27 protein-coding genes, 1 pseudogene and 1 riboswitch are annotated in these 24,124 nt (G+C 71.1%); of the genes and pseudogenes, 16 read left to right on the forward strand and 12 right to left on the reverse strand.

What is annotated here, in order from left to right; translation table 11 throughout:
- Both ACFWBF_RS17445 and ACFWBF_RS17450 read left to right on the forward strand, forming a co-directional pair.
- Window positions 1–171, forward strand: a pseudogene (locus ACFWBF_RS17445) (lytic transglycosylase domain-containing protein); the annotation flags it as partial.
- A 100-nt stretch (window positions 172–271) separates the two neighbouring features.
- Entirely contained in the window at window positions 272–964 is a 693-nt protein-coding gene (locus ACFWBF_RS17450; RefSeq protein ID WP_385601995.1) for an HAD family hydrolase, read from the forward strand.
- Between the two features lie 27 nt (window positions 965–991).
- Here ACFWBF_RS17450 and ACFWBF_RS17455 read toward each other — a convergent pair whose 3' ends face one another.
- Window positions 992–2,254, reverse strand: coding sequence for an FAD-dependent monooxygenase (locus ACFWBF_RS17455; RefSeq protein ID WP_385601997.1), 1,263 nt, complete (start codon window positions 2,252–2,254; stop codon window positions 992–994).
- Between the two features lie 181 nt (window positions 2,255–2,435).
- Here ACFWBF_RS17455 and ACFWBF_RS17460 point away from each other — a divergent pair, with 181 nt between their 5' ends.
- The 3 genes from ACFWBF_RS17460 (at window position 2,436) to ACFWBF_RS17470 (ending at window position 5,231) form a co-directional block, all read left to right on the forward strand.
- The gene (locus ACFWBF_RS17460; protein ID WP_385602000.1) at window positions 2,436–3,440 is read left to right on the forward strand and encodes a TetR/AcrR family transcriptional regulator C-terminal domain-containing protein; all 1,005 of its coding nucleotides are present in this window, start codon (window positions 2,436–2,438) and stop codon (window positions 3,438–3,440) included.
- Between the two features lie 227 nt (window positions 3,441–3,667).
- On the forward strand, window positions 3,668–4,735 hold the full coding sequence (locus ACFWBF_RS17465; protein ID WP_385602003.1) for a sodium:calcium antiporter: 1,068 nt from the start codon (window positions 3,668–3,670) through the stop codon (window positions 4,733–4,735).
- Window positions 4,736–4,772: 37 nt separating this feature from the next.
- The gene (locus ACFWBF_RS17470; protein ID WP_385602006.1) at window positions 4,773–5,231 is read left to right on the forward strand and encodes a TIGR03618 family F420-dependent PPOX class oxidoreductase; all 459 of its coding nucleotides are present in this window, start codon (window positions 4,773–4,775) and stop codon (window positions 5,229–5,231) included.
- A 73-nt stretch (window positions 5,232–5,304) separates the two neighbouring features.
- Here ACFWBF_RS17470 and ACFWBF_RS17475 read toward each other — a convergent pair whose 3' ends face one another.
- Complete coding sequence (locus tag ACFWBF_RS17475) at window positions 5,305–5,919, reverse strand: PadR family transcriptional regulator (RefSeq protein ID WP_385602009.1); 615 nt, start codon at window positions 5,917–5,919, stop codon at window positions 5,305–5,307.
- 100 nt (window positions 5,920–6,019) lie between these two features.
- Here ACFWBF_RS17475 and ACFWBF_RS17480 point away from each other — a divergent pair, with 100 nt between their 5' ends.
- Window positions 6,020–6,484, forward strand: coding sequence for a hypothetical protein (locus ACFWBF_RS17480; protein WP_385602011.1), 465 nt, complete (start codon window positions 6,020–6,022; stop codon window positions 6,482–6,484).
- Complete coding sequence (locus tag ACFWBF_RS17485; protein ID WP_385602014.1) at window positions 6,481–7,689, forward strand: FAD-dependent oxidoreductase; 1,209 nt, start codon at window positions 6,481–6,483, stop codon at window positions 7,687–7,689. Before ACFWBF_RS17480 ends, ACFWBF_RS17485 begins: the two co-directional genes overlap by 4 nt.
- 58 nt (window positions 7,690–7,747) lie before the next feature.
- Here the strand turns inward: ACFWBF_RS17485 and ACFWBF_RS17490 are convergent, their stop codons facing one another.
- A complete protein-coding gene (locus ACFWBF_RS17490; protein WP_385602017.1) occupies window positions 7,748–9,016 on the reverse strand; it encodes an MFS transporter in 1,269 nt (422 codons plus the stop codon).
- Window positions 9,017–9,148: 132 nt separating this feature from the next.
- Between ACFWBF_RS17490 and ACFWBF_RS17495 the strand changes: the two genes are divergently transcribed.
- On the forward strand, window positions 9,149–10,084 hold the full coding sequence (locus ACFWBF_RS17495) for a LysR family transcriptional regulator (protein ID WP_385602020.1): 936 nt from the start codon (window positions 9,149–9,151) through the stop codon (window positions 10,082–10,084).
- 97 nt (window positions 10,085–10,181) lie between these two features.
- Here the strand turns inward: ACFWBF_RS17495 and ACFWBF_RS17500 are convergent, their stop codons facing one another.
- Together ACFWBF_RS17500 and ACFWBF_RS17505 are read right to left on the reverse strand one after the other, a co-directional pair.
- Window positions 10,182–10,781, reverse strand: a complete 600-nt coding sequence (locus tag ACFWBF_RS17500; protein ID WP_385602023.1) for a hypothetical protein — start codon at window positions 10,779–10,781, stop codon at window positions 10,182–10,184.
- 102 nt (window positions 10,782–10,883) lie between these two features.
- Window positions 10,884–11,402 (reverse strand): hypothetical protein, encoded by a 519-nt coding sequence (locus ACFWBF_RS17505; RefSeq protein ID WP_385602026.1) that lies wholly within the window; start codon window positions 11,400–11,402, stop codon window positions 10,884–10,886.
- 75 nt (window positions 11,403–11,477) lie between these two features.
- Window positions 11,478–11,541, reverse strand: a riboswitch (guanidine-III (ykkC-III) riboswitch).
- 219 nt (window positions 11,542–11,760) lie between these two features.
- Between ACFWBF_RS17505 and ACFWBF_RS17510 the strand changes: the two genes are divergently transcribed.
- Window positions 11,761–12,510, forward strand: coding sequence for a dienelactone hydrolase family protein (locus ACFWBF_RS17510; RefSeq protein ID WP_385602028.1), 750 nt, complete (start codon window positions 11,761–11,763; stop codon window positions 12,508–12,510).
- A gap of 26 nt (window positions 12,511–12,536) precedes the next feature.
- Here ACFWBF_RS17510 and ACFWBF_RS17515 read toward each other — a convergent pair whose 3' ends face one another.
- Window positions 12,537–15,095, reverse strand: coding sequence for a helix-turn-helix domain-containing protein (locus tag ACFWBF_RS17515; RefSeq protein ID WP_385602030.1), 2,559 nt, complete (start codon window positions 15,093–15,095; stop codon window positions 12,537–12,539).
- Window positions 15,096–15,260: 165 nt separating this feature from the next.
- On the opposite strand from ACFWBF_RS17515, the gene ACFWBF_RS17520 reads away from it, so the two are divergent.
- From ACFWBF_RS17520 to ACFWBF_RS17545, 6 genes are all read left to right on the forward strand, one after another.
- A complete protein-coding gene (locus ACFWBF_RS17520) occupies window positions 15,261–15,428 on the forward strand; it encodes a hypothetical protein (RefSeq protein WP_385602032.1) in 168 nt (55 codons plus the stop codon).
- Complete coding sequence (locus ACFWBF_RS17525) at window positions 15,425–16,537, forward strand: magnesium and cobalt transport protein CorA (protein WP_385602035.1); 1,113 nt, start codon at window positions 15,425–15,427, stop codon at window positions 16,535–16,537. The genes ACFWBF_RS17520 and ACFWBF_RS17525 overlap by 4 nt, the downstream gene beginning before the upstream one ends.
- A 69-nt stretch (window positions 16,538–16,606) precedes the next feature.
- A complete protein-coding gene (locus tag ACFWBF_RS17530) occupies window positions 16,607–17,689 on the forward strand; it encodes a YihY/virulence factor BrkB family protein (RefSeq protein WP_385602037.1) in 1,083 nt (360 codons plus the stop codon).
- Between the two features lie 147 nt (window positions 17,690–17,836).
- Window positions 17,837–18,250 (forward strand): phage holin family protein, encoded by a 414-nt coding sequence (locus ACFWBF_RS17535; protein ID WP_385602040.1) that lies wholly within the window; start codon window positions 17,837–17,839, stop codon window positions 18,248–18,250.
- Complete coding sequence (locus tag ACFWBF_RS17540; protein WP_385602043.1) at window positions 18,247–18,621, forward strand: DUF3618 domain-containing protein; 375 nt, start codon at window positions 18,247–18,249, stop codon at window positions 18,619–18,621. Before ACFWBF_RS17535 ends, ACFWBF_RS17540 begins: the two co-directional genes overlap by 4 nt.
- Window positions 18,618–18,884 (forward strand): DUF4235 domain-containing protein, encoded by a 267-nt coding sequence (locus ACFWBF_RS17545; protein ID WP_385602046.1) that lies wholly within the window; start codon window positions 18,618–18,620, stop codon window positions 18,882–18,884. The genes ACFWBF_RS17540 and ACFWBF_RS17545 overlap by 4 nt, the downstream gene beginning before the upstream one ends.
- A gap of 63 nt (window positions 18,885–18,947) precedes the next feature.
- Here ACFWBF_RS17545 and ACFWBF_RS17550 read toward each other — a convergent pair whose 3' ends face one another.
- The 6 genes from ACFWBF_RS17550 to ACFWBF_RS17575 form a co-directional block, all read right to left on the reverse strand.
- Window positions 18,948–19,610, reverse strand: coding sequence for a DUF4230 domain-containing protein (locus tag ACFWBF_RS17550; RefSeq protein WP_385602049.1), 663 nt, complete (start codon window positions 19,608–19,610; stop codon window positions 18,948–18,950).
- Between the two features lie 88 nt (window positions 19,611–19,698).
- Window positions 19,699–20,067: an ATP-binding protein gene (locus ACFWBF_RS17555; RefSeq protein WP_385602051.1), complete on the reverse strand. Its 369-nt coding sequence runs from the start codon at window positions 20,065–20,067 to the stop codon at window positions 19,699–19,701.
- 248 nt (window positions 20,068–20,315) lie between these two features.
- On the reverse strand, window positions 20,316–21,272 hold the full coding sequence (locus ACFWBF_RS17560; RefSeq protein ID WP_385602053.1) for an anti-sigma factor RsbA family regulatory protein: 957 nt from the start codon (window positions 21,270–21,272) through the stop codon (window positions 20,316–20,318).
- A complete protein-coding gene (locus ACFWBF_RS17565) occupies window positions 21,269–21,583 on the reverse strand; it encodes an STAS domain-containing protein (RefSeq protein WP_385602056.1) in 315 nt (104 codons plus the stop codon). Before ACFWBF_RS17565 ends, ACFWBF_RS17560 begins: the two co-directional genes overlap by 4 nt.
- Window positions 21,584–21,666: 83 nt before the next feature.
- Window positions 21,667–22,581 (reverse strand): SigB/SigF/SigG family RNA polymerase sigma factor, encoded by a 915-nt coding sequence (locus ACFWBF_RS17570; protein WP_385602059.1) that lies wholly within the window; start codon window positions 22,579–22,581, stop codon window positions 21,667–21,669.
- Window positions 22,582–22,644: 63 nt separating this feature from the next.
- Window positions 22,645–23,097: an ATP-binding protein gene (locus ACFWBF_RS17575; protein ID WP_385602062.1), complete on the reverse strand. Its 453-nt coding sequence runs from the start codon at window positions 23,095–23,097 to the stop codon at window positions 22,645–22,647.
- A 207-nt stretch (window positions 23,098–23,304) separates the two neighbouring features.
- On the opposite strand from ACFWBF_RS17575, the gene ACFWBF_RS17580 reads away from it, so the two are divergent.
- Window positions 23,305–24,124 (forward strand): HAMP domain-containing protein (locus tag ACFWBF_RS17580; RefSeq protein WP_385602065.1); only part of this gene is annotated, 820 nt, incomplete at its 3' end.

A 24,124-nucleotide genomic window follows, 5' to 3' on the forward strand; every position in this document is an offset into this window, starting at 1 on the left:
GGCGCCTACGGCCTGGTCCAGGCCCTGCCGGCCTCGAAGATGTCCTCGGCGGGCTCGGACTGGAAGACCAACCCGGCCACCCAGATCAAGTGGGGCCTGGACTACATGAACTCCCGCTACGGCAGCCCCGTCGGCGCCTGGAACTTCTGGCAGTCGCACCACTGGTACTAAGCCGACCAGCGGGTTGCAAACGCACGAAAACGCTCGGCCGGGACTTCCCGGCCGGGCGTCTTTGCGTATGCGGTCGCCGAACTCACTTACGATCACCGTCATGATCAAAGGAGTGATGTTCGACTTCTCCGGCACGCTGATGCGCATCGAGTCGGCCAAGGAGTGGCTCGGCGCGGTCGTGGCGGAGTCTGCCCTCCCTGTGAGCGGGGAGACGTTCACCGACTGCGTTCGGCAGCTGACGGAGTACGGAGCGCAGCCGGGCGGACCGGCGCCGCGGCGTATTCCCGCGCACCTTGAGAGGCTCTGGCGCGAGCGGGACTTGAGCGCCGATCAGCATCGCGCGGCGTACACCGCATTGATTACGGAGGCCGAGCCACCGGGGGCACAGCTGGCGCGGGCGCTCTACGACCGCCACAGGACGCCCGCCGCCTGGCTGCCTTACGCTGACACCGAAATGACGTTGCGGGAACTGCGCCGACGCGGGATCCGGGTCGCCGTGGTCAGCAACATCGGCTGGGACCTGCGGCCGGTTTTCCGTGCGCATGCGCTTGACGAGCTCGTCGACGCCTACGTGCTCTCCTTCGAGCTGGGCGTGCACAAGCCCGATCCTGCGATCTTTCGGGCGGCCTGTGACACGCTCGGCCTGCCACCCTCCGACGTGCTGATGGTCGGTGACGAGCCCGTCGCGGACGGCGGTGCGGGCGCACTGGGCTGCGCGGTGCACTTCGTCGAACATCTGCCGGTCGATCAGCGTCCCAGCGGGCTCACACCCATCCTGGAGCTGCTCGGCTGAGTTGGTGACTCTCCTTCGTCTGGTCGGCTACCTCGGCATACCGCCCTTCCTCCGCGACACGCGTGTGGAGGGCAACGGGTTGACCGTGCTCGCGGCGAGGCCGTACTCCGGCAGTGCGATGTCCCCGGCCTTGGCGAACTGTGCGGCGAGCAGGCTCCGCATCGGCCAGTGGGTCATCGACCGCATCGAGAGGTCGCGCAGCCGGATACCGACCCGGCCCGACGGCGCGTACCCGGCGGCTCCGCCGGGCGGCAGCTGCTGCGCCCGGCTCACGTACGGGCGCATCACCGTGTCGTAGCGGCGGAAGGCGACACCGTGATCGCCCTCGGCGGCGGCGAGTTCACCGGCCAGGACGTAGGCGCCGACCAGGGCGAGGCTGGTCCCGAGGCCGGTCAGCGGGGTCGCGCAGTATCCGGCGTCGCCGAGCAGCGCCACGCGGCCGCGCGACCAACTGTCGAGGCGGACCTGACCCATGGAGTCGAAGAAGAAGTCCGGGGAGGTGCGCATCGCCCGCAGCAGGCGTGGGGTCTCCCAGCCGACGTGGGCGAATCGCCGGGCCATGAGCTCCTGTTGGGCGGCGATGTCGCGGCGGTCGTAGGGGAACGGTGGCGAGCGGAAGCTGAAGCCGGCCTTGATCTCGCCGGGGAGGCGGCCGGGCCGGGCGGATACGACCAGGCCGCCGGGCGCGTTGTGCATCAGGAACCAGCCGTCGAGGTCCAGGTCGTCGAGGGCGGTGAACCAGGCGGTGTAGAGGTCGATCGGGTGGACGCAGTCCCGCTCCGGGCCGAAGGCCAGCGCGCGCACCACGGAGTGCGGCCCGTCCGCGCCGACGACGAGCGCGAACCGGCGCGGCGCGGCCTTCTCGAAGGTGACGGTGACCGCGTCCGCGTGCTGATCGATCCGGGTGATGGTGTCGTCGAAGAGGTACTCCGCGTCCGGCAGGGTGGCCTCGTACAGCAGACGGGCGAGGTCGCCGCGGAGGATCTCGATCTCGGAGACGAACCCCTCGCCGCCGAAGCCGTCGGCGGGCAGTCGGGCGGTGGTCCGGCCGGCGGTGTCGACGAGGGCGAGGCCGCGCTGGTCCACGCTCTGCGCCCTGGCCCGGTCCAACAGGCCCATCCGTTCGATCACGGTACGGCCGGCGCCGCGCAGATCCACGGTCTGCCCGCCCGGCCGAGGTGCCGGCGTGCGCTCCACGATCGTGACCGCGAAGCCTCCCTTGCGTAGCCAGTACGCCAGCGCGGGCCCTGCGATGCCGGCACCGCAGATGAGTATCCCCTTGTTCGGCATACTGGGAATGTACGCCGTACGCGGAGGCGGGGGCAAGCATGAAATCGCCGTCCAGTACGAGTTGTTGGACAGTGCTGCACTAGTGCGGTGGATTGGGAGAAGGTGCTTCTGCGCGGGGGTCGCCCTGCGTGGGCGGCTAGGATGGCACCCTTCCAGGTGCACTAGTGCGGAGGAGGTCTCGATGGGCGGCCAGGCGGTATCGCGCTGCAGCCAGATCGTCGCCGAACTGCGACAGCGGATCGAGACGGGTCAACTGGCGCCGGGCGATCGCGTCCCCTCGACCCGCGCGATCACCCGGGAGTGGGGCGTCGCCATGGCGACCGCGACCAAGGTGCTCTCCGAACTGCGCCGCGAGGGCATGGTCCGCGCCGTCCCGGGCGTCGGGACGGTCGTGGCGGCTTCGAGCCGCCCGGTGCGGGCCGCCCGAACCCCTGCCCCCGCCGCCGCACGCCCGGGCAGGCCGTCCGACGCATCCTCGGTCCAGGCGGCGCTCACACTCGGACGGATCGTCGGTGCCGCCGTCACGGTCGCCGACGCGGAGGGGCTGGCCGCGCTCTCGATGCGCCGGGTGGCCGCCGAGCTCGGGGTGGCGACCATGTCGCTGTACCGGCACGTGGCCGACAAGGACGACCTTCTGACGCGGATGATGGACGGCGTCATGGCCGGGCACCCGCTGCCCGCCGACCCTCCGGAGGGCTGGCGGGAGGCGATCGAACTGGCGGCCCGGCAGCTCTGGGACCTGTTCCGCCGCCACCCGTGGCTCGCACCGGCCCTGTCGGTGACCCGACCTCAGCTGATCATCTCGGCACTGCCGTACAGCGAGTGGATGCTCGCCACCCTGCACGCGCACGGACTCGACCTGCGGTCCGCCTTCACGGCGCACCTCACGCTGCTCAATTACGCCCGGGGAATCGCCGTCAACCTGGAGGCGGAGCGGGAGGCCGAGGCACACAGCGGCCTCGACAGCGAGGAGTGGATGGCCACCCAGGAGTCCGCGCTCCTGGCGACTCTGGGCAACGGCCGGTTTCCCGCGCTCTCCCGCCTCGCCACGGCCGGTTACGACCTCGACCTCGACGAGCTCTTCGAGTTCGGCCTCCAGCGTCTCCTCGACGGCCTCGCCTCGCTCCTCGACGAGACTCCGGCGGCTGAACGGGGCCCGTCGTCCGAAAGGCTTCAGGGCGGGTAGGGTGGGTGACTGCGAAGGGGAGTAGCCCTGCGATACCGGTCGTCGACACACTGGAACCCCCGGGTTCCCGGTGGCCGGGCCCGTGTTCTCGATGACGCGGGTGGGCGAGACCTTCGGCCCATTTGTCGACGACGTATGTCAGCGTGTCGGCGGGGTCGAAGCCGTCTGCCGCCTCTCACGCCGGTCGTCCTCGAGCCCCGCAGACGCGGGAAGGCTGGACGAATCCCGTGATCCATTTCGTATTGCTCATCGCGTGTGCGGTGGCGATCTATCTCTCCTGTGAGTGGTTCGTCAACGCGGTGGAGTGGCTGGGCGAACGCCTCAACGTGGGAAAGATGGCAGTCGGCACGATCCTGGCCGCCTTCGGAACCGCCCTGCCGGAGTCCGTGGTCACCCTGGTCGCGGTGACCACCGGCGCCACCGAAGAGGCCAAGAACATCGGAGTCGGTGCCGCCATGGGCGGCCCGCTCGCACTGGCCACCATCGCCTACGGTGTCACCGGCGCGATGCTCATCCTCAAGCGCCGCAAAGACCGCGCGGCCGTCCTCGCCGGCGCCGCCGGTGCCGGCGGCTCGAGCGTGAGTCTGCCGCAGGGCGGTGAGGCCCTCGGCGACGCGAAGGACATGAAGCGCCTGGCCCGGGACCAGAAGTGGTTCCTGCCGATCTTCACCGTGAAGGTCGCGCTCGGCCTGGTCGCCTTCGCCTTCAAGCCCGCCCTGGGCGTGCTGTTCTTCGCCGCGTACGCGGTCTACTTCGTCCGCGAGATCCGCAGCAGCCGCGCCGACGACTCGGACGACGAGGAAGAGGAGCTGGAACCGCTCAAGCTCCAGCCCAAGGCCGCCTCTCCGGCGACTTGGGCCGTGGTCGTCCAGACCCTGGCCGCGCTCGTGGTGATCTTCTTCGCCGCGCACTTCTTCGTGAAGCAGCTCGACGTCATCGGCCCCATGCTGGGGCTGTCCGCGACGGTCACGGCCCTGCTGCTGTCCCCGATCGCCACCGAACTCCCCGAGATCATGAACGCCGTGATCTGGATCCGTCAGGGCAAGGTCAAGCTGGCGCTCGCCAACATCTCCGGCGCCATGATGATCCAGGCCACGGTCCCCAGCGGGATCGGCCTCTTCTTCACCAGCTGGCACTTCGACGGCCCCCTGCTCTGGTCGGGGATCATCACCATGGCCGCGATCGTCTACCTCCTGCTCACCATGCGCGCCCACAAACTCACCCCTGCCCGCCTCGCGGTCGCCGGACTGTTCTACGTCGTCTTCGCCATCGGCCTCGTCCCCATCCTCGGCTGACTGGAATGCCCAGGCACACGCGGGAGTTGAGCACGTCATGACTCAAGGTCCCGCACCTCGCTCCCTGTCCGACGATGCCCTCTCAGAACTGCTGAGCAGTCAGCAGTTCGCCACCCTCGCCACCAACAAGGGCAGTGGCCATCCTCATCTCATGACCATGCTCTACAGCTGGGACGCCGCAGCGCGCATCGTGCGGTTCTCCACCACCGCCGACCGCGTCAAGGTCAAGCAGCTCCGGCGTGACCCACGCGCGGCCGTGCATGTTCCGGGTGGCAACGTATGGTCGTTCGCCGTGGCCGAGGGCGAGGCCGACGTCTCCGAGATCACGACCACGCCGGGGGATGCGGTCGGGCGAGAGCTGCTCGCGATGGTGGCGGAGAGCGCGAAGCCGCTGGATGAGGATGCGTTCCTCGAGCAGTTGGTCGCCGAGCGCCGGGTGGTCATCCGACTGAAGGTGTCCCGGTTGTACGGGACGGCACTCGACATCGACGGCTGACACTGGTCACGGTCACGGTCACGGTCGAGAGCGCAGCGGTTCAGGCCGCCCCCGGACACACCCGGGGGCGGCCTCACTGTTGCACCGGCCCCGACGCGAGGGCGTCCAGCTGCTCCTTGGACCACGAGAGCGCGCCGGCTCGCAGGTCTTCGACCACCGCGCGCACCCACTCCAGCTCCGCGGCCGTCACGGCCCGCAGGTATTCGGTCTCCAGGCGGGTGATGCGCGGCAGTCCCTGTTCCGCCTCTGCGGCCATGGCCGCTTCCAGCCCGTCCACCTTCTTCGCGAGGGCGTCGGCCCGCCGCTCCAGTACGTCTGCCATCTCTTCGGGCGTGAGCAGCAGCAGATTCGAGAGGGCGGCCGGGAATTCCGGGAACTCCTGCTTGGGCGCGGAGAGCATCTCCTCCATCCAGGCGCGGGCGGTCTCGCGCCCCGCGTCCGTGACCTCGTACACGGTCCGCTCGGGGTACTGCTGATCGCGTCCTGTCTCGCGCACCGCGATCAGCCCGTCGCCGTTGAGCCGCTCGATCGTGCGGTAGAGGCTCGCACGCTGCCTGACGTTGACGACTTGTTCCTTGCCCCAGTCCTTGACCAGGCGCTGGATGCCGTAGGGGTGCAGCGGCTGGTAATGCAGCAGGGCCAGGACGGTCAGGGCGAGGGGGGAGCTGCGGGGAGTGGAGGGAGTCATGGACTCGACTCTAGCCTCGGCAAGACTAGTTGACGTGATACTAGTTTCAGTGCAACTATCAAATCGTCAGCGCAACGCCGCCCAGAGAGGAACCACCGAGATGTCCCTCACCGAGCGCATCCACTCCGACCACGGCCTCGTCAAGCACCTGGGGAACTGGACCGAGGCCGGCCGCTTCGAGCTCAAGGTCCGCCATGGTGCCGCCGTCCTCGACCTTCGTTCCCCCGGCCTCCCCGACGACATCGAGATTCACATCGACATGGACCGGGCCATGGTCAAGCTGCTGGTGGACGACGGCGCCGCCATTGACCACTGGAACCTGAGCTGGACCGCCCGCGGCAAGATCAAGGACTCCCGCTCCTCCACCGGAGACAAGGCGTCGGCGGCCGGCCGCCGTATCCATCTGTCCGGCTCCGCGACGAACAGCGAGATCCGCATCCACCGCGGTGGCATCGCGATCCTGTCGGCGATGTTCTCCCGTGCGTACGTCCAGGACGTGCGCCGCGCCCACAAGACCGGCGGCGTACCGACGATCGACGATCCCACGAGGGGGCACCAGTCATGACCCGCATCGGCAAAGCCCGCACCGCGCTCGTCATCGGCGGCGGCATCGCAGGCCCGGTCGCCGCGATGGCCCTCCGCCAGGCAGGTATCGAGGCCGCCGTCCACGAGGCGTACGACTCCACGGCCGACGGGGCCGGAGGCGGCATGACCATCGCCCCGAACGGCCAGAACGCCCTCGACGCGATCGGCGCGGGCGACATCGTCCGCGCCATCGGCACACCGGTCACCGCCATGGGGCTGCGGAGCTGGACGGGTAAGCACCTCGCGCAGTTCGCCCCGCCCTCCCGTCTCCCGTCCCAGCAGTTCGTCTGGCGGGCCGATCTCTACCGTGCGCTGTACGACGAGGCGGAGCGCCGCTCCGTCCCCATCCACCACGGCAAGCGGCTGACCGGCACGACGGACACCGGCTCCGGCATCACCGCGCACTTCGCGGACGGTACCCAGGCGAACGCCGATATCCTCATCGGCGCCGACGGCATCCGCTCCACGGTCCGCCCCCTGATCGACCCTGATGCGCCAGAGCCGAACTACGCCGGCCTGGTCTGCTTCGGAGCGCGGATGCACCCCTCAGGGATGCCCTCCACCAACGGCGTCATGTACATGTGCTTCGGCAAGCGCGCATTCTTCGGATACCAGGTCTTCGACGACTCCTCGGCGGTGTGGTTCGTGAACCTGCCCCACCGCGCCCCGATGACGGTCGCCGAGGCCCAGGCGATCGGCGCGAAGGAGTGGATGCGCATCCTGCTGACCGCCTTCGCCGACGACCGCACCCCGGCCCTCGAGATGATCGGCCGTACCGACGTCGGCCAGCTCCTCGTCACCGGCCCGATGGAGAACATGCCGAGGGTCGCGAACTGGACCCGCGGCCGCATGACCCTGATCGGCGACGCGGCCCACGCCGCCTCGTCCAGCTCCGGGCAGGGCGCCTCCATCGCCGCCGAAAGCGCCGTCGAACTGGCGCGCTGTCTGCGGGACCTGCCCTACGACCAGGCCTTCGCGGCGTACGAGCAACTGCGCCGCCCCCGCGTCGAACGCATCATCAAGCTCGGCGCCCGCACGAACAGCAACAAGACCGCGGGCCCGGTCGGCCGCGTACTGCGCGACCTGGTGATGCCGGCGACCATGAAGCTGATCAACCCGGAGAAGACGGCCTGGCAGTTCGACCACCACATCGACTGGGACGCGAAGGCAGTCCCGCTCACGTAAACATGAGGCGGGGGGCCTGGTGCCGTATGCGCCTCACGGTTGTCTGGGGGATTCTTCGTCAGGTGCGGCTCGCTGCCGACTCCGGCTCGGAGAGGGGCGCTGCCGCGCGGCGGGGGAGGAGCAGCGGGGTCGCCAGCAGCAGCACGCCGGCCAGGCCGATGGCCGTACGGGGGCCGAGCAGGCTGCCCAGCACGCCCCAGGCGGCCGTCAGGAGTGCGGTCGAGGCCTTGGTGGTCACCGCCCAGGCGGACAGCGTGCGGGCGACCCGGTCGGTCGCGGTGCGCTCGAGGCGGTAGGTGGCGTAGACGGGATTGAAGACCCCGCAGCAGAAGATGAGCCCGAGCTCGACGCCCATCACCAGCAGCAGCCCTCCGGTGCCCGGCCCGAGGAAGGCCAGCCCGATGGGCCAGAGCGCGCGCAGCGCCCCGGCCACGACCAGGACCTGGCGCTGCCCGAACCGGGTGACGAGCGGTCGGGCCAGCCGCGAACCGAGCAGCCCGCCGATCGAGGGCGCGGCGAAGGCGAGGCCGTACTGCCACGGTTCGAACCCGAGTCGGCCGAGCATCAGGACGGCCAGCAGCGGCTGGGCGGCCATCACCAGGCCGTTGAACAAGGCGGTGTTGAAGAGCAGCGGACGCAGCGTGGCGTCGGCGAGGATGTACCGCCAGCCGTCGAGTAGGTCCCCGGCCCGCATGCGCGCGGCCTCCCGGCGCTCCGGCCGCGGCTCGTGCCCGCCCATCGCGCGGATGCCCAAGGCCGAGAGCAGGTAGCTGACCGCGTCGGCCACCACCGTCGCCACCGGACCGAGCAGCCCGATCGCCGCGCCGCCCAGCGGCGGTCCGATGATCGTGGTCGTCCAGGCCGTGGACTCGAATCGGGCGTTGGCGACGAGCAGGTCCTCGGCCGGCAGCAGCGTCTTCAGATACGCGCCGGAGGCGGCGCGGAAGGTGATGTCGCCCGCCGCGACGACGGCCGAGACCAGCAGGAGCTGCAGGAAGGTGAGCACGCCGAGCGCGAACGCGGTGGGGATGGTCAGCAGCGCGGCGCACCGCACCAGGTCCATCGCGATCAGCACCCGCCGCTTGCGGCGGAACTCCACCCACGGGCCGAGCGGCACCGCCACGGCCGCGCCCACCGCAGCCCCCACGGAGGCCAGCGCGGCGACCTCGGCCGAACCGGCGTGCAGCACCTGGATGGCGATCAGCGGGAACGCGCCGTAGGCGAGCCAGGTACCGAGCGCGCTGGTCCCGTACGCTCCCCAGAGCCACCCGAACCGCCGCCCCAGCCGATGTCCGAGCAGATGTCCCCGTCGGTTCCCGCTTCTCATGCCCCACGCCCCCGCCACTCACCCGCACAACCGATTCGCGATCGGAAGCATCAAAGCGGGCACCATACCCGGAGATCAAACAACCACGGGGCCGTCAGCCACAACCATTCGTTGTGGCCGTAGGGTGGCGGCATGGACCACGACACCGTCCGGACCTTCGTCGCCGCCGCCGACGCGGGGCAGTTCCAGGAGGCCGCCGTCGAGCTGGCGGTCACCCAGCAGGCTGTCTCCAAGCGCATCGCCGCGCTGGAGCGCAACCTCGGCGTGCGGCTGTTCACCCGCACGGCGCGCGGCGCCGAGCTCACCATCGACGGGCAGGCGTTCCTGCCCCACGCGCGCGAGCTGCTTCGCGTCGCCGAGCGCGCGGTCGCGTCCGTGCGCCCCGGCCGCCGTCCGCTGCGCGTCGACGTGATCGCCTCGCGCGTCGCGCCGTCCGGCCTGATGCGCGGCTTCCACCGCGCACACCCCGACATCGAGCTCGACGTGGTGATGCTGTTCGACATCGAGACGGCCATCGCCGCCCTGCGGTCCGGTGCGATCGACGCGTCCTTCCGCGCCGTCGCCGTCCCCGGCCGGCCTCTTCCCGAGGACATCGAGTCCGTCCGGGTGCTCGACGAGCCGCTCCAGCTCCTCACCGGCCCCGCCCACACGCTGGCGGGCGCCCGGTCGGTGACCGTCGCCCAGCTCGCCGGGCACCGGATCTGGATGCCCGGCGTCGTCCCCGGTACCGAGTGGGCCGCCTACTACGACGACCTCGTCGCCGCGTTCGGTCTCACCATCGAGGCGACCGGCCCCAACTTCGGCTCCGACGCGCTCCTCGACACCATCGCCGACACCCCGGCCCTGGCCACCTTCATGGGCGAGCAGACCCGCCTCGTCTGGCCCGCCGACCACGGCCTGCGCCGCATCCCGGTGACCGACCCGACGCCCGTCTATCCGCACTCGCTCCTCTGGCACCGCGACAACCCCCACCCGGCGCTGGCCACCCTCCGCGCGCACCTCGCCGCCAGAGCGGCCGGCCACGACGCCGCCGGGACCTGGGCGCCGGACTGGGTGATTCCGCGCTGAACGCCGCCGCGGGCCCGCAATCAGCGCGACCGGTTCGGTAAGCCGCCGTACGAACTCCTCGGCGGGCTCCTGACCGAGCTGCGCGACCCGAACGCTGTCAAGCGGACCGGACCTCGCGCTCGCCCAGCCGACGGGCCCGGGCCCGGTCGCAAAGCCAGGCACCCGTCCCCACCAGCACCGCCGCTCCCACCCCGTACAGGGGCAGCCACAGGGTCGTGGTGGCCGCGAGGCACTCGGCGACGGCCCTACGGCCCTGGATGTCCTGCGTGAACGCCAGGGCCGTGCCGTCACGGCCGGCCAGGTTACCGAGCGCGGCCTCCACCTGGAGGGCCTGGTACCTGCCCAGCAGCTCGCAGTCGCCGCGCGAGCCCGGCATCGGGAACAGCCAGGCCTGGCGCTGCAGCAGGGGGGCGAGTGCGACTGCCACGCAGAGGCCGATGACCAGCGCGTACGCGACGAGGCCGCGCATGTAGGCCGAGCGGATGTCGGGCGTCCACTGCGCCCGTCGCTGGAAGGCGAGCATCACCGCGAGGAGCGTTACCCCGATGAACGTGGCGAACCACTGCCACGAGCCCTGGGCGAGCGCGAACGTCAGCACTGCGGCGAGTCCGATGCCGATGACACCAGGGGCGGGAATGTCACTGCCCGCCGAGTCGGATGCCGGCCTCGGGGTCACTCGGGGGCTGGGATCACTCACGGGCCTCTCCTGCCGCGGGAGGCATCAGCATCCGCCGCGGGGCACCGCAGAGCTGGGCGCCATGCCGCACGGGCCGGGCTTCCCGCCCGGATGGCCCGCGTGTCACAGCCGCCAGTACGTACCCGCACGGGAATCGACGTGCACCACGTGTCGGCCGACGCGCACCACGTGGTGGTCCGGACCGGACCAGGAGCCGGTGGCACCCTCGGCGCCGGACATCGGGGTCCAGATCTCCAGGAAGGTACTGCCGTCCGGGTTGGTGCCCCGCTCGACGAGATCCGTACCCTCCCGCCGGAAGGTGCCGGTGTCTTCGCCGGGCTCGCCCGTGAGGTGGTGGAAGCGGACCCGGGAGCCGTCGAAAGACGTCGTACCGGCGAAACCCCGGCTGTCGGCGTAGTACGGGCCGGCCTGCAGCCACACCGCTTCACGTTCCTCGAGAAGGGGTCCGCCGTTGCGGCTGATGCCGCGCCGCAGCCAGGCGCCGTGCTCGGGCACCGGGACGCCAGGGCCGGGGCCGTCCGGAAAGCGGTCCGCCGGCCCCCGCTCCGGCTCAGGCGCGGTACGGCCCCCGGCGGCATGCGCGGTCGTCCGGTGGAGGCTGCGGGTGAGTGGCACGGTCATGGGGTTCGGCCCATCTTGCTCGACGAAGACGCTGCCGCGGTGCGGACAGCGGGCGGCGCTGCTCGTGCAGCACCGCGCGCGTCGTCGTGCGTAACCGGGTACGGCGCGTCTCGTCCGGGGCCGTGCATCCGGCCGCCGGACAACCTAGCAATGGAGGCGGCGGGCCGGGGCCCGGCCCGCGGTGACGTTCCTCACCCGCTTCCGGCCCTCGTGCATGGCCTCCGTTCAGGCACATCGACTCCGCGAGCCGAAACGGGGCACCCGCCTGCTTGGGTGATCGGCTACGTTGACCCCGGGTTGACCCCAACCCCTGGTAGGGGCTGTCTACTTGCATCAGCCCAGGGAAGGAAGATTCGCCATGCCCACCAAGAGGCTGCAGATACCCACCACCGAGGGCCGGGCCGATGCCTTCGCCGCCTTACCCGCCCGTGGCGAGCGGCACCCGGGGGTACTGCTGTACATGGACGCCATCGGCGTGCGGCCCGTGTTGGAGGAAATGGCCCGCACACTGTCCGAGCACGGTTACTACGTGCTCGTCCCCAACCTCTACTACCGGCACGGCCCGGCACCGGTGATCGAACTTCCCGCGTACCTGACGAAAGAGATACGGCCCGCGGTCTTCGCCCAACTGATGCCCTTGATCGAGGCGCACACCACCGAACGTGCCCTGCGCGACGCCGACGCCTTCCTCAGGTTCCTCACCACCCGGCCCGAGGTCAGCCCCGGACCGGTCGCCGTGATCGGCTACTGCATGGGCGCCGTCCTGGCGATGCGCACCGCAGCAGCCCACCCCGACCAGGTGGCGGCCGTCGCCGGATTCCACCCCGGCCCCTTGGTCACCGACGCGCCCGGCAGCCCGCACCGCCAAGTCCCCAAGCTGACCGCCCAAGTCCACCTCGGCCTGGCCGAAAACGACATGACGCCCGAAGCCATCAGCGAGCTCGACCAGGCCCTGGACGCCGCAGGCGTCGGCTACACCTCCGAGGTCTACCCCGGCACCGTCCACGGCTTCACCATGGCCGACACCGACGCCTTCAACCCCTCGGCGCTACAGCGCCACTGGGACCGCCTGCTGCCCCTCCTCGATCGCACCCTGGGCCGGCGCTGAGGCTCCGCGCACCGTACGGGGGCCGTTCAGCACACGCCGTGCTCGGGGAGGATCCAGCCGCGGTAGCGCTCCCGCCGCTCCTCGGCCACCGCCCCCGTTTCCCCGTGGGTGAGTCGACGCAGCAGCCGGGCCGCGCCTTCGGTGCCCGCCTCGACCTCCGTGCGCAGTTCGCCGACGAGGCGGTGCGCGAAGAGGAGGTGGGCCAGCTGCTCGGGGGCCCACCACGCGGAGGGGGGCCCGCCGCTGGCGATCAGGTTTCGCAGCAGGTCGAGGGCCTCGTGCAGCCGCCCGTGGTCGGCGAGCAGCTCCGTCAGGTGCTGTGCGGCCGGTACGCTCCCGCCGTCCGCCAGGGGCTTGACGATCTCCAGGGCTCGGTCCAGGTGTCCCTGCCGGGCGAGGAGCCGCGTCCAGCGGGCGACCGCGCGCCACATGCCGGTCGCCGCCAGGCCGGGCAGTTCGTCCAGCGGGCAGTGCTCCGCCCACTGTTCGCGGAGGTTGGGATCCCGGGCCGCGGCCGCGCGCAGGTGGTCGACGGCCTCCTCCTCGCGGCCATGTGCGAGGAGGATCTCGGCCAGCATCTTGCAGGCGTTGCTGTAGCCGGCCTCGACGAAGGGGCGCAGCACGGCGAGGGCCTCCTCGACGCGGTCCTCTTCCACCAACAGCTCGACCACCCGGTCGGCGGCCCCCCGCTCGGTGTGGACGTACGGCATGTAGAGCGCGATCGCCTCGCGGCGCCGGCCGCGCCGGGCCAGCAGCTCGGCCAGTCGTCCGGTCGAGTTCACCTGCCCGGCCGCCGCCCGGGCCCGTAGCGCTTCCTCGTCACCGAGCTCCGCCAGGAGGTCGGCCAGGTGACCGTCGGCGAAACGGTTGCCGTCGGCCGCCCACCGCCTCGCCACCTCGACCGCCTCGTCCGGGCGTCCCACGCGTACCAGCAGCTTCATCAGTTCCGGCTTCTCGCCCTGTGCCCCGAGTACCTCGATCGCCTCCTGCGCCCGGCCCCGGCCGGCGAGGAGCCCGGCCCACCGGGCCGTGGCCCGCGCCCTGCCGGGGTGCCAGTCCGCGTGCACCGTCGGCCGCAACACCTCGATCGCCTCCTCGATCCGGTCCTCCCGCAGGAGCGCCTCGGCCAAGGCTTCGGTGGCGCCGTGGAGGTCGTGGTCGCCGTGGTCGGCCAGCCGCCTGTGGAAGGCGGCGGCCTGCGGGTACCGCATCCGCAGGCCGGCGGCGCGGGCGAGGCGTTCGAGGTCGTCCGGGGCATGGCAGTGCTCGCTCAGGGCCCGCCACACCGCGTCGTCGGGGCAGACCGTACGACGGGTCTCACGCGCCCGCTGGAGGAGGTAGTCGGCGGCGACGTACCCGGTGGTGACCTCCATGTCCCCGTCGGCGCAGGGCATCAGGGCTGGAGCGACGCCGCGCAGGGGGGCCGTGGCGTAGTCGATGGAGCTGCGCAGCCAGTCGCGCGGGGCGACGCCCCGCCGGCCCTTCAGGTACGCGCGCACGGCGGCCCGCAGGAACTCCTCCGACACCGGACCGTGCACGCCCAGACGGCGGGCGTCGACCGCGGCGGTGATGACGTGTTCGGCGTAGGGGTCCGGCGCGCACTCCCACCGGCGTACGAGATCGGGTGCCGCCGCGAGGACTTGCGTGAATCCCGTGTCCGGACTGTCGAGCGCGGCACGCACCCACCGGTCCTCGTGCGCCCGCTCCCGGGCGCGGGCGGTCTCGGAGGCGGTGAACGCGCCGGCGACGTCGAAGACGACGGCCAGTTCGAGCAGCCTGCGGTCCTCGTCCCCCCGGCTGTCCCCCTCGCGGCGCGGAGCGAGGACGCGGGCCTGGTACTCGGTCGTCCACATGGTTCCCACGATCACCGTGCCGCGGTGGAGCAGGGTCCGTACGGTGCCCTCCGTCAGGGCGTCCGCGGTACCGAGGTGGACCTGCAGCTCGTCCAGCCACAGCACCGTCCGGGGTGTCGGCGCCGCCGCCAGCTCACGGATCGCGTCGGTGCTCGCGGGGTGCACCAGCCACCACTCGGGCAGCACCTCCAGGACGGCCTCATAGAGCGTGCGCGTCTTCCCCACGCACGACCGGCCGTTGAGGAGCAGGAAGCCGCCGTCCTTCGCGGCGGTCGCCAGGGCCTCGCGCAGGCCGTCGTCGAGATCTCGTGGTACGTAGCCGGCGGGCTCGTCGGGGGCCCCCTCGAACACGATCGGGGCGCGTACCCCGAGCCGGCGCGGCAGGGCTTCGCGGACCCGGACGGCGCCCGGGGGAGCGGACCGACGGCCGGGGAGCGCCCGTTCGCGGGCGGCCATCCACGGGCGGATGCCGGCAGGGAGGACCCCGCACACCGCCAGGTAGGTCAGGAGACGCTCCGGGGGCGGAACCGTCTCGCCCGTGGCGTAGGCGTGCGCCGAGCCCTTCGACAGCGTTCCGTACGGCCCCCCTTTCGCAAGCCGGCCGGCCCTCTCCGCCATCTCGGCGTAGGACAAGCCCGCGCGCAGACGCAGTTCCTCCAGGTGCTCGGCCAGCAGCCGTGGGGTGGTCACCCCGGACGGATCGATCCCGTGGACATCCGGTGAACGGGTCATCCACACGTCTCCCTCGTGTGCTGTCTTCGCCGGTCAGGTACGTACGGACGGGGGCCGTCGCGTTCAGCCCCGTCCATTTCCGTTGCCGGACGGCCTTCCCGGCCCCTGCAATCAGGGGGTCCACCGAGCGTATTTCGCCGCTCGCCCAGCGTCAGGAGATTGCGCATGCACTGGTCGGATCTGACCCAGGCCGCCGGGGGTCTGCTCGCCCTCGTCTCGGCGCTCGTCGAACTGACGACCGTGATCACGACGCGGAGGAATGCGGGGGCAGCCACGGGCACGACTCCGCCGGAGCGCGGGGCCGGGGACGAGGCGCAGGAGCCCGACGCATGAGCGCGCTACGACCCCCGGGCTGGTCGCGCTCGTTCTCCGCGCGCTCCTGGGAGCACCACCGCGAGTGGCCCGCAGGCGCGCATGAAATCGAGGTTCTGAAGCATGCGCGGCGTATGGAATGCGTGGTGTACGAGGAACGGTCGGGCCGGTCGGAGACGGTGGAGTGCGGCCTTGACGACGAGGCCTGCCGACAGGTGCTGAAGCGGTTGCGCGGGCTCAGCGACGGCGAATTCGGCTGGGTGCGACTGGTCGACCCGGCCGAGGCGGAGCTGGTGCAGTTGGCCGCGGAGCTCGGCCTGCACCCCCTGGCAGTCGAGGACGCGGTTCAGGCGCGCCAGCGGCCGAAGCGGGAGCGCTTCGGCGACGTACTGGCCGTCGCGTTGAAGACCCTCTGGTACATCGATGAGAAAGCGGCGGTGGAGACAGGCGAGTTGATGCTCTTCGTCGGGCCCCGCTACGTACTCACCGTCCGTCACGGCGAGGTGGACCCGGCAGCCGAGGCGGCCCGCCGGCTGGAAGCCGACCCGTCCATGCTGCGCTTGGGCCCGCTCTCGGTTCTGCACGCGGTCCTGGACGTCGTCGTCGACGCCTACGGCGAGGCCGCCGAGACGGTCCGCGCCGCGCTCAACCGGCTGGAGGACCGCGTCTTCTCGTCCTCCCGCGTCGATCACACCGAGGACATCTACTCCCTGAAACGAGAGGTCCGCGAGTTCCGGGACGCCGTACAACCGCTGGTCCCGGTCCTGCCCGGCCTTCTGAGCGGGCTGAGCGAGGAGGACCGCCCATCGAAGGTCCTGCCCTACTTCCGGGACGTGGCCGATCACCTGCACCGCACCGACACCGAGGTGCGGACACTCGACGAACTGCTCAACTCGGTCCTCGACGCCCAGCAAGCCCGGGTGGGCACCTGGCAGAACGACGACATGCGGCGCATCTCCGCCTGGGCTGCCATCTTCGCGATCCCCACCATGGTCGCCGGCGTCTACGGGATGAACTTCGAGCACATGCCGGAACTCGGCTGGAGCTACGGCTACCCGTTCGCCGTCGGCCTCATGGCGATGGCGTCGGGCTTCCTGTACCGCTCCTTCCGCCGCAACGGCTGGCTCTAGAAACCGGAGGGACCTTGTTTCCGCGTGCCGTACGGGCATGAGTGGCGCAGGGGTGGAAAGCCGCCTGGTATGAGACCCCCATCGAACGCACCGAACTCACCGAAGTCACCGCCCCCACCGAACCGAGCCCATGGCACCGACGGTGAGCGCGCCGACACCGAGCGGAACGCCGTCGCGGGCCCGAGCGAGCTGGTCGAGGAGCGGGCCCCGGATCACCCCACCGACCTGCCCGCACGCTCCTGGAGGGCGGTACTGCGCGGCACGGTCAAGGAATTCCAAAACGACGAGCTGGCCGACCGCGCGGCGGCCCTGACCTACTACGCGGTACTCGCGCTCTTCCCCGCCCTCCTGGTCCTCGTGTCCCTGCTGGGCCTGGCCGGCAAGTCGACGACCGAGCGGCTGTTGGACAACCTGCAGCAGCTGACTCCCGGCTCCGCCCGGGACGTGATCAGAGACGCGGTCGAGCAGTTGCAGGGCCACAGCGGCGTCGGGTCGCTGATGGCGATCGTCGGTCTCGTCGTGGCGCTGTGGTCCGCCTCCGGCTACGTGGCCGCGTTCATCCGCTCCGCGAACGCCGTCTACGACATGCCCGAGGGCCGCCCGGTGTGGAAAGTGCTGCCGCTGCGCCTGGCGCTCACCGTCGCGCTGATGCTCCTCGCTTGTGCCAGCGCGCTGATCGTCGTCTTCACCGGAGGACTGGCGCGGCAGGCGGGCGCCGCCCTCGGGGTCGGCGACAGCGCTCTGACGGTGTGGTCGATCGCGAAATGGCCGGTCCTGGTGCTCCTCGTCACGATCATGATCGCGCTCCTGTACTGGGCGTCGCCGAACGCCAAGGGCCGTGGATTCAGGTGGGTGACACCGGGCAGCTTCCTGGCCCTCGCCATCTGGATGATCGCCTCGGCCGGCTTCGCCTTCTACGTGGCGAACTTCGCTTCCTACAACAAGACGTACGGCACGGTCGCCGGCGTGATCGTCTTCCTGGTCTGGCTGTGGATCACCAACCTCGCGATCCTCCTCGGACTGGAGTTCGATGCGGAGTTGGCCCGCCAGCGGGCGATAGCGGGAGGTCTGCCCGAGGACGAGGAGCCCTATGTCCGGCCCCGCGAAACCCGCGCGTGGAGCGACCAGGACCGCCGCCGCATGGAGCAGTGATCGCGTACGGGCCGCTCGGCCGGCAAGAACGAACGGAACGAACGGCTCCAGCGCCCCCGGCTGTCTGCCCGCGGCCTGGGTGCTCGGCCGATTACTGGGTAGGCGCGCCAGCACAACGGCATGAGTACCGTCGAAGGGAGACTCCGCATGAGCACGGTAGAGCGGCAGACCCACAGCTCCGATGAATCCGTGAGCGTGCTGGTCTCGCGCGCTTCCCAGCAGATTTCGGAGCTGGTTCGCGAGGAGATGCAGCTGGCCCGGGCAGAAATGACGCAGAAGGGCAAACGCTTCGGGAAGGGCGGGGGCCTGGTCGGCGCGGGGGGCCTGCTCGGAATCCTGGCAGCTCAGGCCTTGATCGCAACCTGTATCGCAGCTCTCGCGCTGATCCTCCCGGTGTGGGCATCGGCCCTGATCGTCACGGTGGTGCTGGCTGTGGTTGCCGCGGTGACTGCCATGGCCGGGAAGAAGCAGATCGCTGATGCCGGCGCCCCCGTCCCGGAGCGGACCATCGACAGCGTCAAGGCCGACCTGGCCGAAATCAAGGAGAAGGCGCACCGATGACCAACGAACCCCGAACCAATGTCGGCACTCCCACCCCCGACGAGCTGCGCGAGCAGGTCGAGCGCACCCGCGATGAACTCGGGCAGACCGTCGAGGCGCTGGCGGGCAAGGCCGACGTCAAGGCACAGGCGAAGGAGAAGGCGGCCGCTGTCAGAGAACAGGCCGCCGAGAAGACCGCCCAGGTCACCGACCAGATCCGCGGGAAGACCCGGCATGCCGCGCAGCTGGTGAAGGACACGACACCCGATCCGGTTCTCGACGGGGCCGGCCAGGTCGCGAGCATGGCCCGGGCCAACCGCAAGCTGCTGCTCGTGGCCGGCGCTGCTCTGGTCGTCTTCCTGCTGGTGCGGCGCGGCCGCGGACGCCGATGAGAGCGTCCAAGGTCGTCTACAAGCCGGTCGGTCTTGCCCTCGGCGCCGTCAGCGGCATGATCGCGGGGGCCGCGTTCAAGCAGGTCTGGAAGATCGTCGAAGGTGAAGGGGACGCCCCCGGCGCCACGGACGAAGACCGACCTTGGGGGCAGATCCTGATCGCCGCAGCCATCCAGGGGGCGATCTTCGCCGTGGTCAAGGCCTCGGTCGAACGCTCGGGGGCCGTGGCCACCCGTCGTATGACGGGCACCTGGCCGGGCTGATCCGCCTCGATGATCGCTCCCGGCAACCCTCGCCGCCGGCGGAGGCGAGGGTTGCCGTACGGCTCAGCCGTAGGCGACCGTCACCTCGCGGAAGCCCAGGGAGCGCAGCAGCCCCTCCAGCATCGATGTGGTGTTCTTCTCGGCGCGCTCGGCGAGTCCACTGTCGCGGGCCGCCTCGTCGATGTGCTGCGCGGCGAGCTTCTGTACGGCCTGCTCACCGGCCGGGTTGTCCGTGAACAGATCGCCCAGCCGGTCCAGCAGGCCCCGCTGCTTCGACACCGCGTACGAGCGGTTCGGGTCCAGGGCCGCCGTCCCGAGCACCGCGTGCGGCAACCGGATCGAGGCCTTGGTGCGGTCGTCGTTCACGGTCACGTTGCGCTCGTCCAGGCCGCCCATCTCGACGTAGCCGCCGACCGTGCCGGCGCCCACGTACAGGGTTCGGGTCCCACGGATCGCGTCCGGCAGGAACGCCGCGTCCTTCTCCAGGTCCACGACCACCTGGAAATTGCCGAGGGCCGCCTCGTAACGGTCCATGTCCTGGATCGACTTGAGCAGCGCGGGACCGGTGCGGTCCCGGGTGTCCTCGCCGAAGAGGCCGCCGAATCCCGGAATCAGGCTGAAGCGCTCCACGAGCATGAACAGCACCACGACCACCGCCACACCGACGGCGATCCGCCGCCACCACGGGCGCCACGAGCCGCCCGGCCGAGCCGAAGAGGTTTCCATACTCCCCGGATACCCCGTGGACGCCGCTCCAGTACGACATCCTCACGCCCGGCCGCCCGGCGAAGGCCCTGGGCGCGCGGCGGAGCGGTCAGCGCTCCACGGCCTTGCCGGACACCAGACGGGAGACCTCGATCTCGGCCCACACGGCCTTCCCGGTCCCGTACGTGTCCGCGCCCCAGCGATCGGACAGGCGCTCCACGATGTACAGACCGCGGCCGCCCGGGATGCCGCGCTGCGGGGCCGGGTGGCGGGCGGGAAGAGTCGTCGTGCCGTCGCACACCTCGATGCGCAGGGCCGTCCCGCCGGCGGTGAGGACGAGTTCGTCGCAGCCGCCCGCGTGCAGGGACGCGTTGGTCAGCAGTTCGGACACCAGGAGCAGGGCGTCCTCGAAGGTCTCGGTTCCGTCCCAGCCCCAGTCCTGGAGGGCCTCGCGCGTGAAGTCGCGGCCCTTGGCCACAGGCCCGCGGGCACCCGTCAGTGCGAGCCGACGGCGCTGCCCCGCAGCGGGAAGGCCGGCACTCACTGGATCGCCCGCCCCCGGTTCCCTGGTCTCCACTGTGGTCCCACCCCCGCGTTCGCCCCTGAGCTCTGCTCCCGGCACCCGGCCCCCACGCGGCCGTTGCCGGTGTCCCGGGCCGGTCGGTGTGCCCTCTGGTGATCCGGGGCGCCGAAGCACGGTGGTGACAGTGTAAGGGACCCCCCGTGTCACGGAGTTGCCATGTGCAGCCGCAGGGTGAAGCCGCCGTCCGTGGCACGGACCTCGACCAGATCGCAGAGCTGGTGGATCATCCACAGTCCGCGGCCGCCCCGGGCCGAGGCCAGGGCCGGGCGGCGGCGCCCGGCCAGCGGGTCGGCCAGGCGGCCTCCATCGCGGATCTCCGCGACGACCTCCGATCCGGGGCCGGCGGCGGTCCACAGGCGCAGGGTGCCCTTCCCGCCCCCGTGGGCGAGGGAGTTGGCCGCCGCCTCGCTGACGGCCAGGACGAGGTCCCCGCGCCGCGCCGCGGTCAGGGCCGTCCCGCGCGCCCAGCGCTCGGCGTGCGCGCGCACCTCGGCCAGCTCTCCGCGGGAGTAGTCGAGCCGGAGCACCTCACCGCCGGGTTCGGGCAGGGGGTGATCGCAGTCCGCGGAGACCACGGAGGCGTCGGTGTACGCCTCGCTCAGCAGGTCCCGGCCGCCTTCGATGAGCGTCGGGTGCGTGCGCCGGGCATCGGCCACCACCGAGGACGCCAGCCCCCGTACGTCGTACGGGCACAGGATCGTGGCCGTCCGGCCGGTGAAGGCCGAGTTGATGAGGGCCTCGTGACGGGTGGCCTCCAGCACCTCGGCGGGGGAGCGGCCCGGCCAGATCGGCTCGCCGACGATCCGGGCCGCCCGGCCCGCGTGGCGGTCCGCGAAGTCCTGCAGGGCGGCCAGGATGCGGCCCGGGTTGCGCCCCAGCTCCGTCATGTCCGTCCAGACGACCTCCGTCCCGCTCGCGCCGAGGCTCTCACGCAGGGCGTCCAGGTGAGGGCCCGGCACGGCGACGAGGACCGGTTCGTCGGCCGACAGGGCGGCGCGTACGAAACCGCCCACGCCGGACACGTACTCGGCGAGGCCCTCGTAGAAGAGTGCGGGGTGAACGAAGGCTTCGGGACCGGTGGTCGCAGGAACAGTGATCATGCTGCGACCTCCAGCGCGGCGCATTCGTCCGGGAACATCTCCACTACCTTGCGGAGCGAGTAGGGCGGGTCGTGGAGCAGCAGTCGCCGCCCCTGCCCGCTCAGGGTGGCCGACGCCTCGACCAGGGCGGCGACCGCGGCCATGTCGAGGAAGGCCACGGCGGAGAGATCGAGATGGACGACGGGGTCGGGAAGCCCGGTCACGACGCCGATCGCGGCGGACAAGGCCTGCCGGGTGTCGAGATCGCCGCTGCCGCTCAGGCGCGCGCCGGGGCGGTCCGGCAGCGGCAGGGCGGTCAGTGTCGTCGTCATGCTCGTTCTCCTTCCCGTTTCTGTCCTCTCATACTGTACGGCCGCCTCCGCACCCTTCCCGGCGGGGTTGTCATGACCCTCGCCTACACCGCGAGCATGCCGGTGCGCAGCCGGGCCAGGGTCCGCGACAGGAGGCGTGACACCTGCATCTGGGAGATGCCCAGCTCGGCGCCGATCTCGGCCTGGGTCTTCTCCTGGCCGAAGCGCATCTGCAGGATGCGCCGGTCCCGCTCGTCCAGTTGCTCCAGCAGCGGAGCGAGGGTGTGGAAGTCCTCGAAGAGCTCGATGGCGGGGTCGACGTCACCGACGCGCTCCGCGAGCGGCCGGGCCGCCCGGCTCGTCGTGGACTGTACGTCGCTGTCCCCGCTGGCGGTGTCGAGGGAGCCGCTCGTGTAGCCGTTCGCGGCCACCAGCCCGTCGATGACCTCGTCCTCGGACAGTTCCAGGTGCTCGGCCACCTCCTTGACCGTCGGTGCCCGGCCCAGGACGTCGGTCAGGGCCTCCTGGGCCTTCGCCAGTTCCGTACGCAGTTCCTGCAGGCGGCGAGGGACGTGCACGGCCCAGGTGGTGTCGCGGAAGTAGCGCTTGATCTCCCCCGTGATGTAGGGGAGGGCGAGGGTGGAGAACTCGACCTCGCGTTCGAGGTCGTAGCGATCGATGGCCTTGATGAGACCGATGGTCCCCACCTGGATGATGTCGTCCATGTCGAGACTGCCGCCGAGCGCGCGGGTACGGAACCGGCGCGCGGCGAACTGCACGAGGGAGAGGTTCATCTCGATCAGGGTGTTGCGCGCGTACTGGTACTCGTGCGTCCCCTCCTCCAGGCTCTGCAGCCTCCGGAAGAAGAGCCGCGACAGCTCACGTGCGTCTGCGGGTGCCACCTCACGGGGGTTCTCCACCAGGAGCGGTTCCAGGTCCTGCGTCGGCGTTCCCGGGGCGCCTTGGACTTGCGCGCCTGTTGCACGAATGGGGCCTACAACGGTGGCCGAGCGAGACATGGCGGCCGCTCCCTCCCAGTTGGCTTACGGCTGTCCGGGCCCTTCTGCCCCGGCTCGGCGATGCTATGCACTTTCGTGGCGCCGGTTTTCCCCGTGCGGGTCCGGCCCGCCGGCCGGCCGGAAGCACGCGGTGATCGCCTTGCCTCGGTGGCAGGCGTGGACGTCGAGGGAATCGGCCAGGGCGTCGACGATGCCCAGCCCGCGACCGGACGTGGCGCTCGCGTCGGCGTCGGGTTCGCGCGGGGTGGGCAGCTGCGGATCGGTGTCCGCCACGCTCACGTGGAGGCAGCGGCCGTCCCACGTCAGCACCAGATGGGCGGTGCCGAGCGCGTGACGGTGCGCGTTGGTGACGAGTTCGGAGACGCAGAGCAGTACGGAGTACACGGTGTCCGGCGCCGAACTGGTCCACTGCAGTGACGCCAGATGCCCCGCAGTCCACTGCCGCGCTGCCCGCACGCCCTGCGCGATCGGAAACGAACGTGCCCAGCCCACCGCCTTGACCGCCAAGGTCCTCACCCCGTCTCTTCCGTCGTGCCGTGTGTCCCCCCTCGTGTACCCGGAGTCGGCGGCGGCACCCGGGGTTTGGCCGAGCACGGTGCGCGAAGGCGGGTTCGGGCCCGTTGACGGTCTGGTGGGCGAAGGCTGCCGCCCGGGGGATTAGCCTGTCGGGGGAACGCTCGAGGCTTTCGGGTACGGCCTGGTCATAGGGAGATGGGGGCAGGGATGGTCGAGCCGGCGGTTGCGGCGACGGGCGCGAAGAATTCGGGGGCGGTGGGGGAGCCGGAGCTCCGGCAGCTCCTGGCCGGCCTGACGGCAGTACGGGACGGTGACTTCGGCACCCGTCTGCCGGACGAGGCCGACGGGCTGCTGGGGGAGATCGCCACCGTCTTCAACGGGATGGTCGATCAGCTCTCCTTGTTCACCTCGGAGGTGACCCGTGTCGCCCGCGAGGTCGGCACCGAGGGCACCCTGGGCGGCCAGGCCGTCGTTCCCGGCGTGTCCGGAACGTGGGCCGACCTGACGGACTCCGTCAACGCCATGGCCGGCAACCTCACCACGCAGGTCCGCGACATCGCCCAAGTGGCCACCGCCGTGGCGCGCGGCGATCTCTCACAGAAGATCGACGTGGCGGCCCGGGGCGAGATCCTGGAGCTGAAGGACACCGTCAACACGATGGTCGACCAGCTCTCGTCCTTCGCGGACGAGGTGACCCGTGTGGCTCGCGAGGTCGGCAGCGAGGGACGGCTCGGCGGCCAGGCGGAGGTGCCCGGCGTGGCCGGCGTATGGCGCGACCTGACCGACTCCGTGAACTTCATGGCCGGCAACCTGACCGACCAGGTCCGCAACATCGCCCAGGTGACGACGGCCGTCGCCAAGGGCGACCTGTCGCAGAAGATCGCCGTCGATGCCCGGGGCGAGATCCTGGAGCTGAAGAACACCATCAACACGATGGTCGACCAGCTCTCCGCCTTCGCGGACGAGGTCACCCGCATGGCCCGGGAGGTGGGCACCGACGGCCGGCTCGGCGGGCAGGCGGACGTGA

Source organism: Streptomyces sp. NPDC060028, assembly GCF_042736725.1.
Taxonomy (GTDB): Bacteria; Actinomycetota; Actinomycetes; order Streptomycetales; family Streptomycetaceae; genus Streptomyces.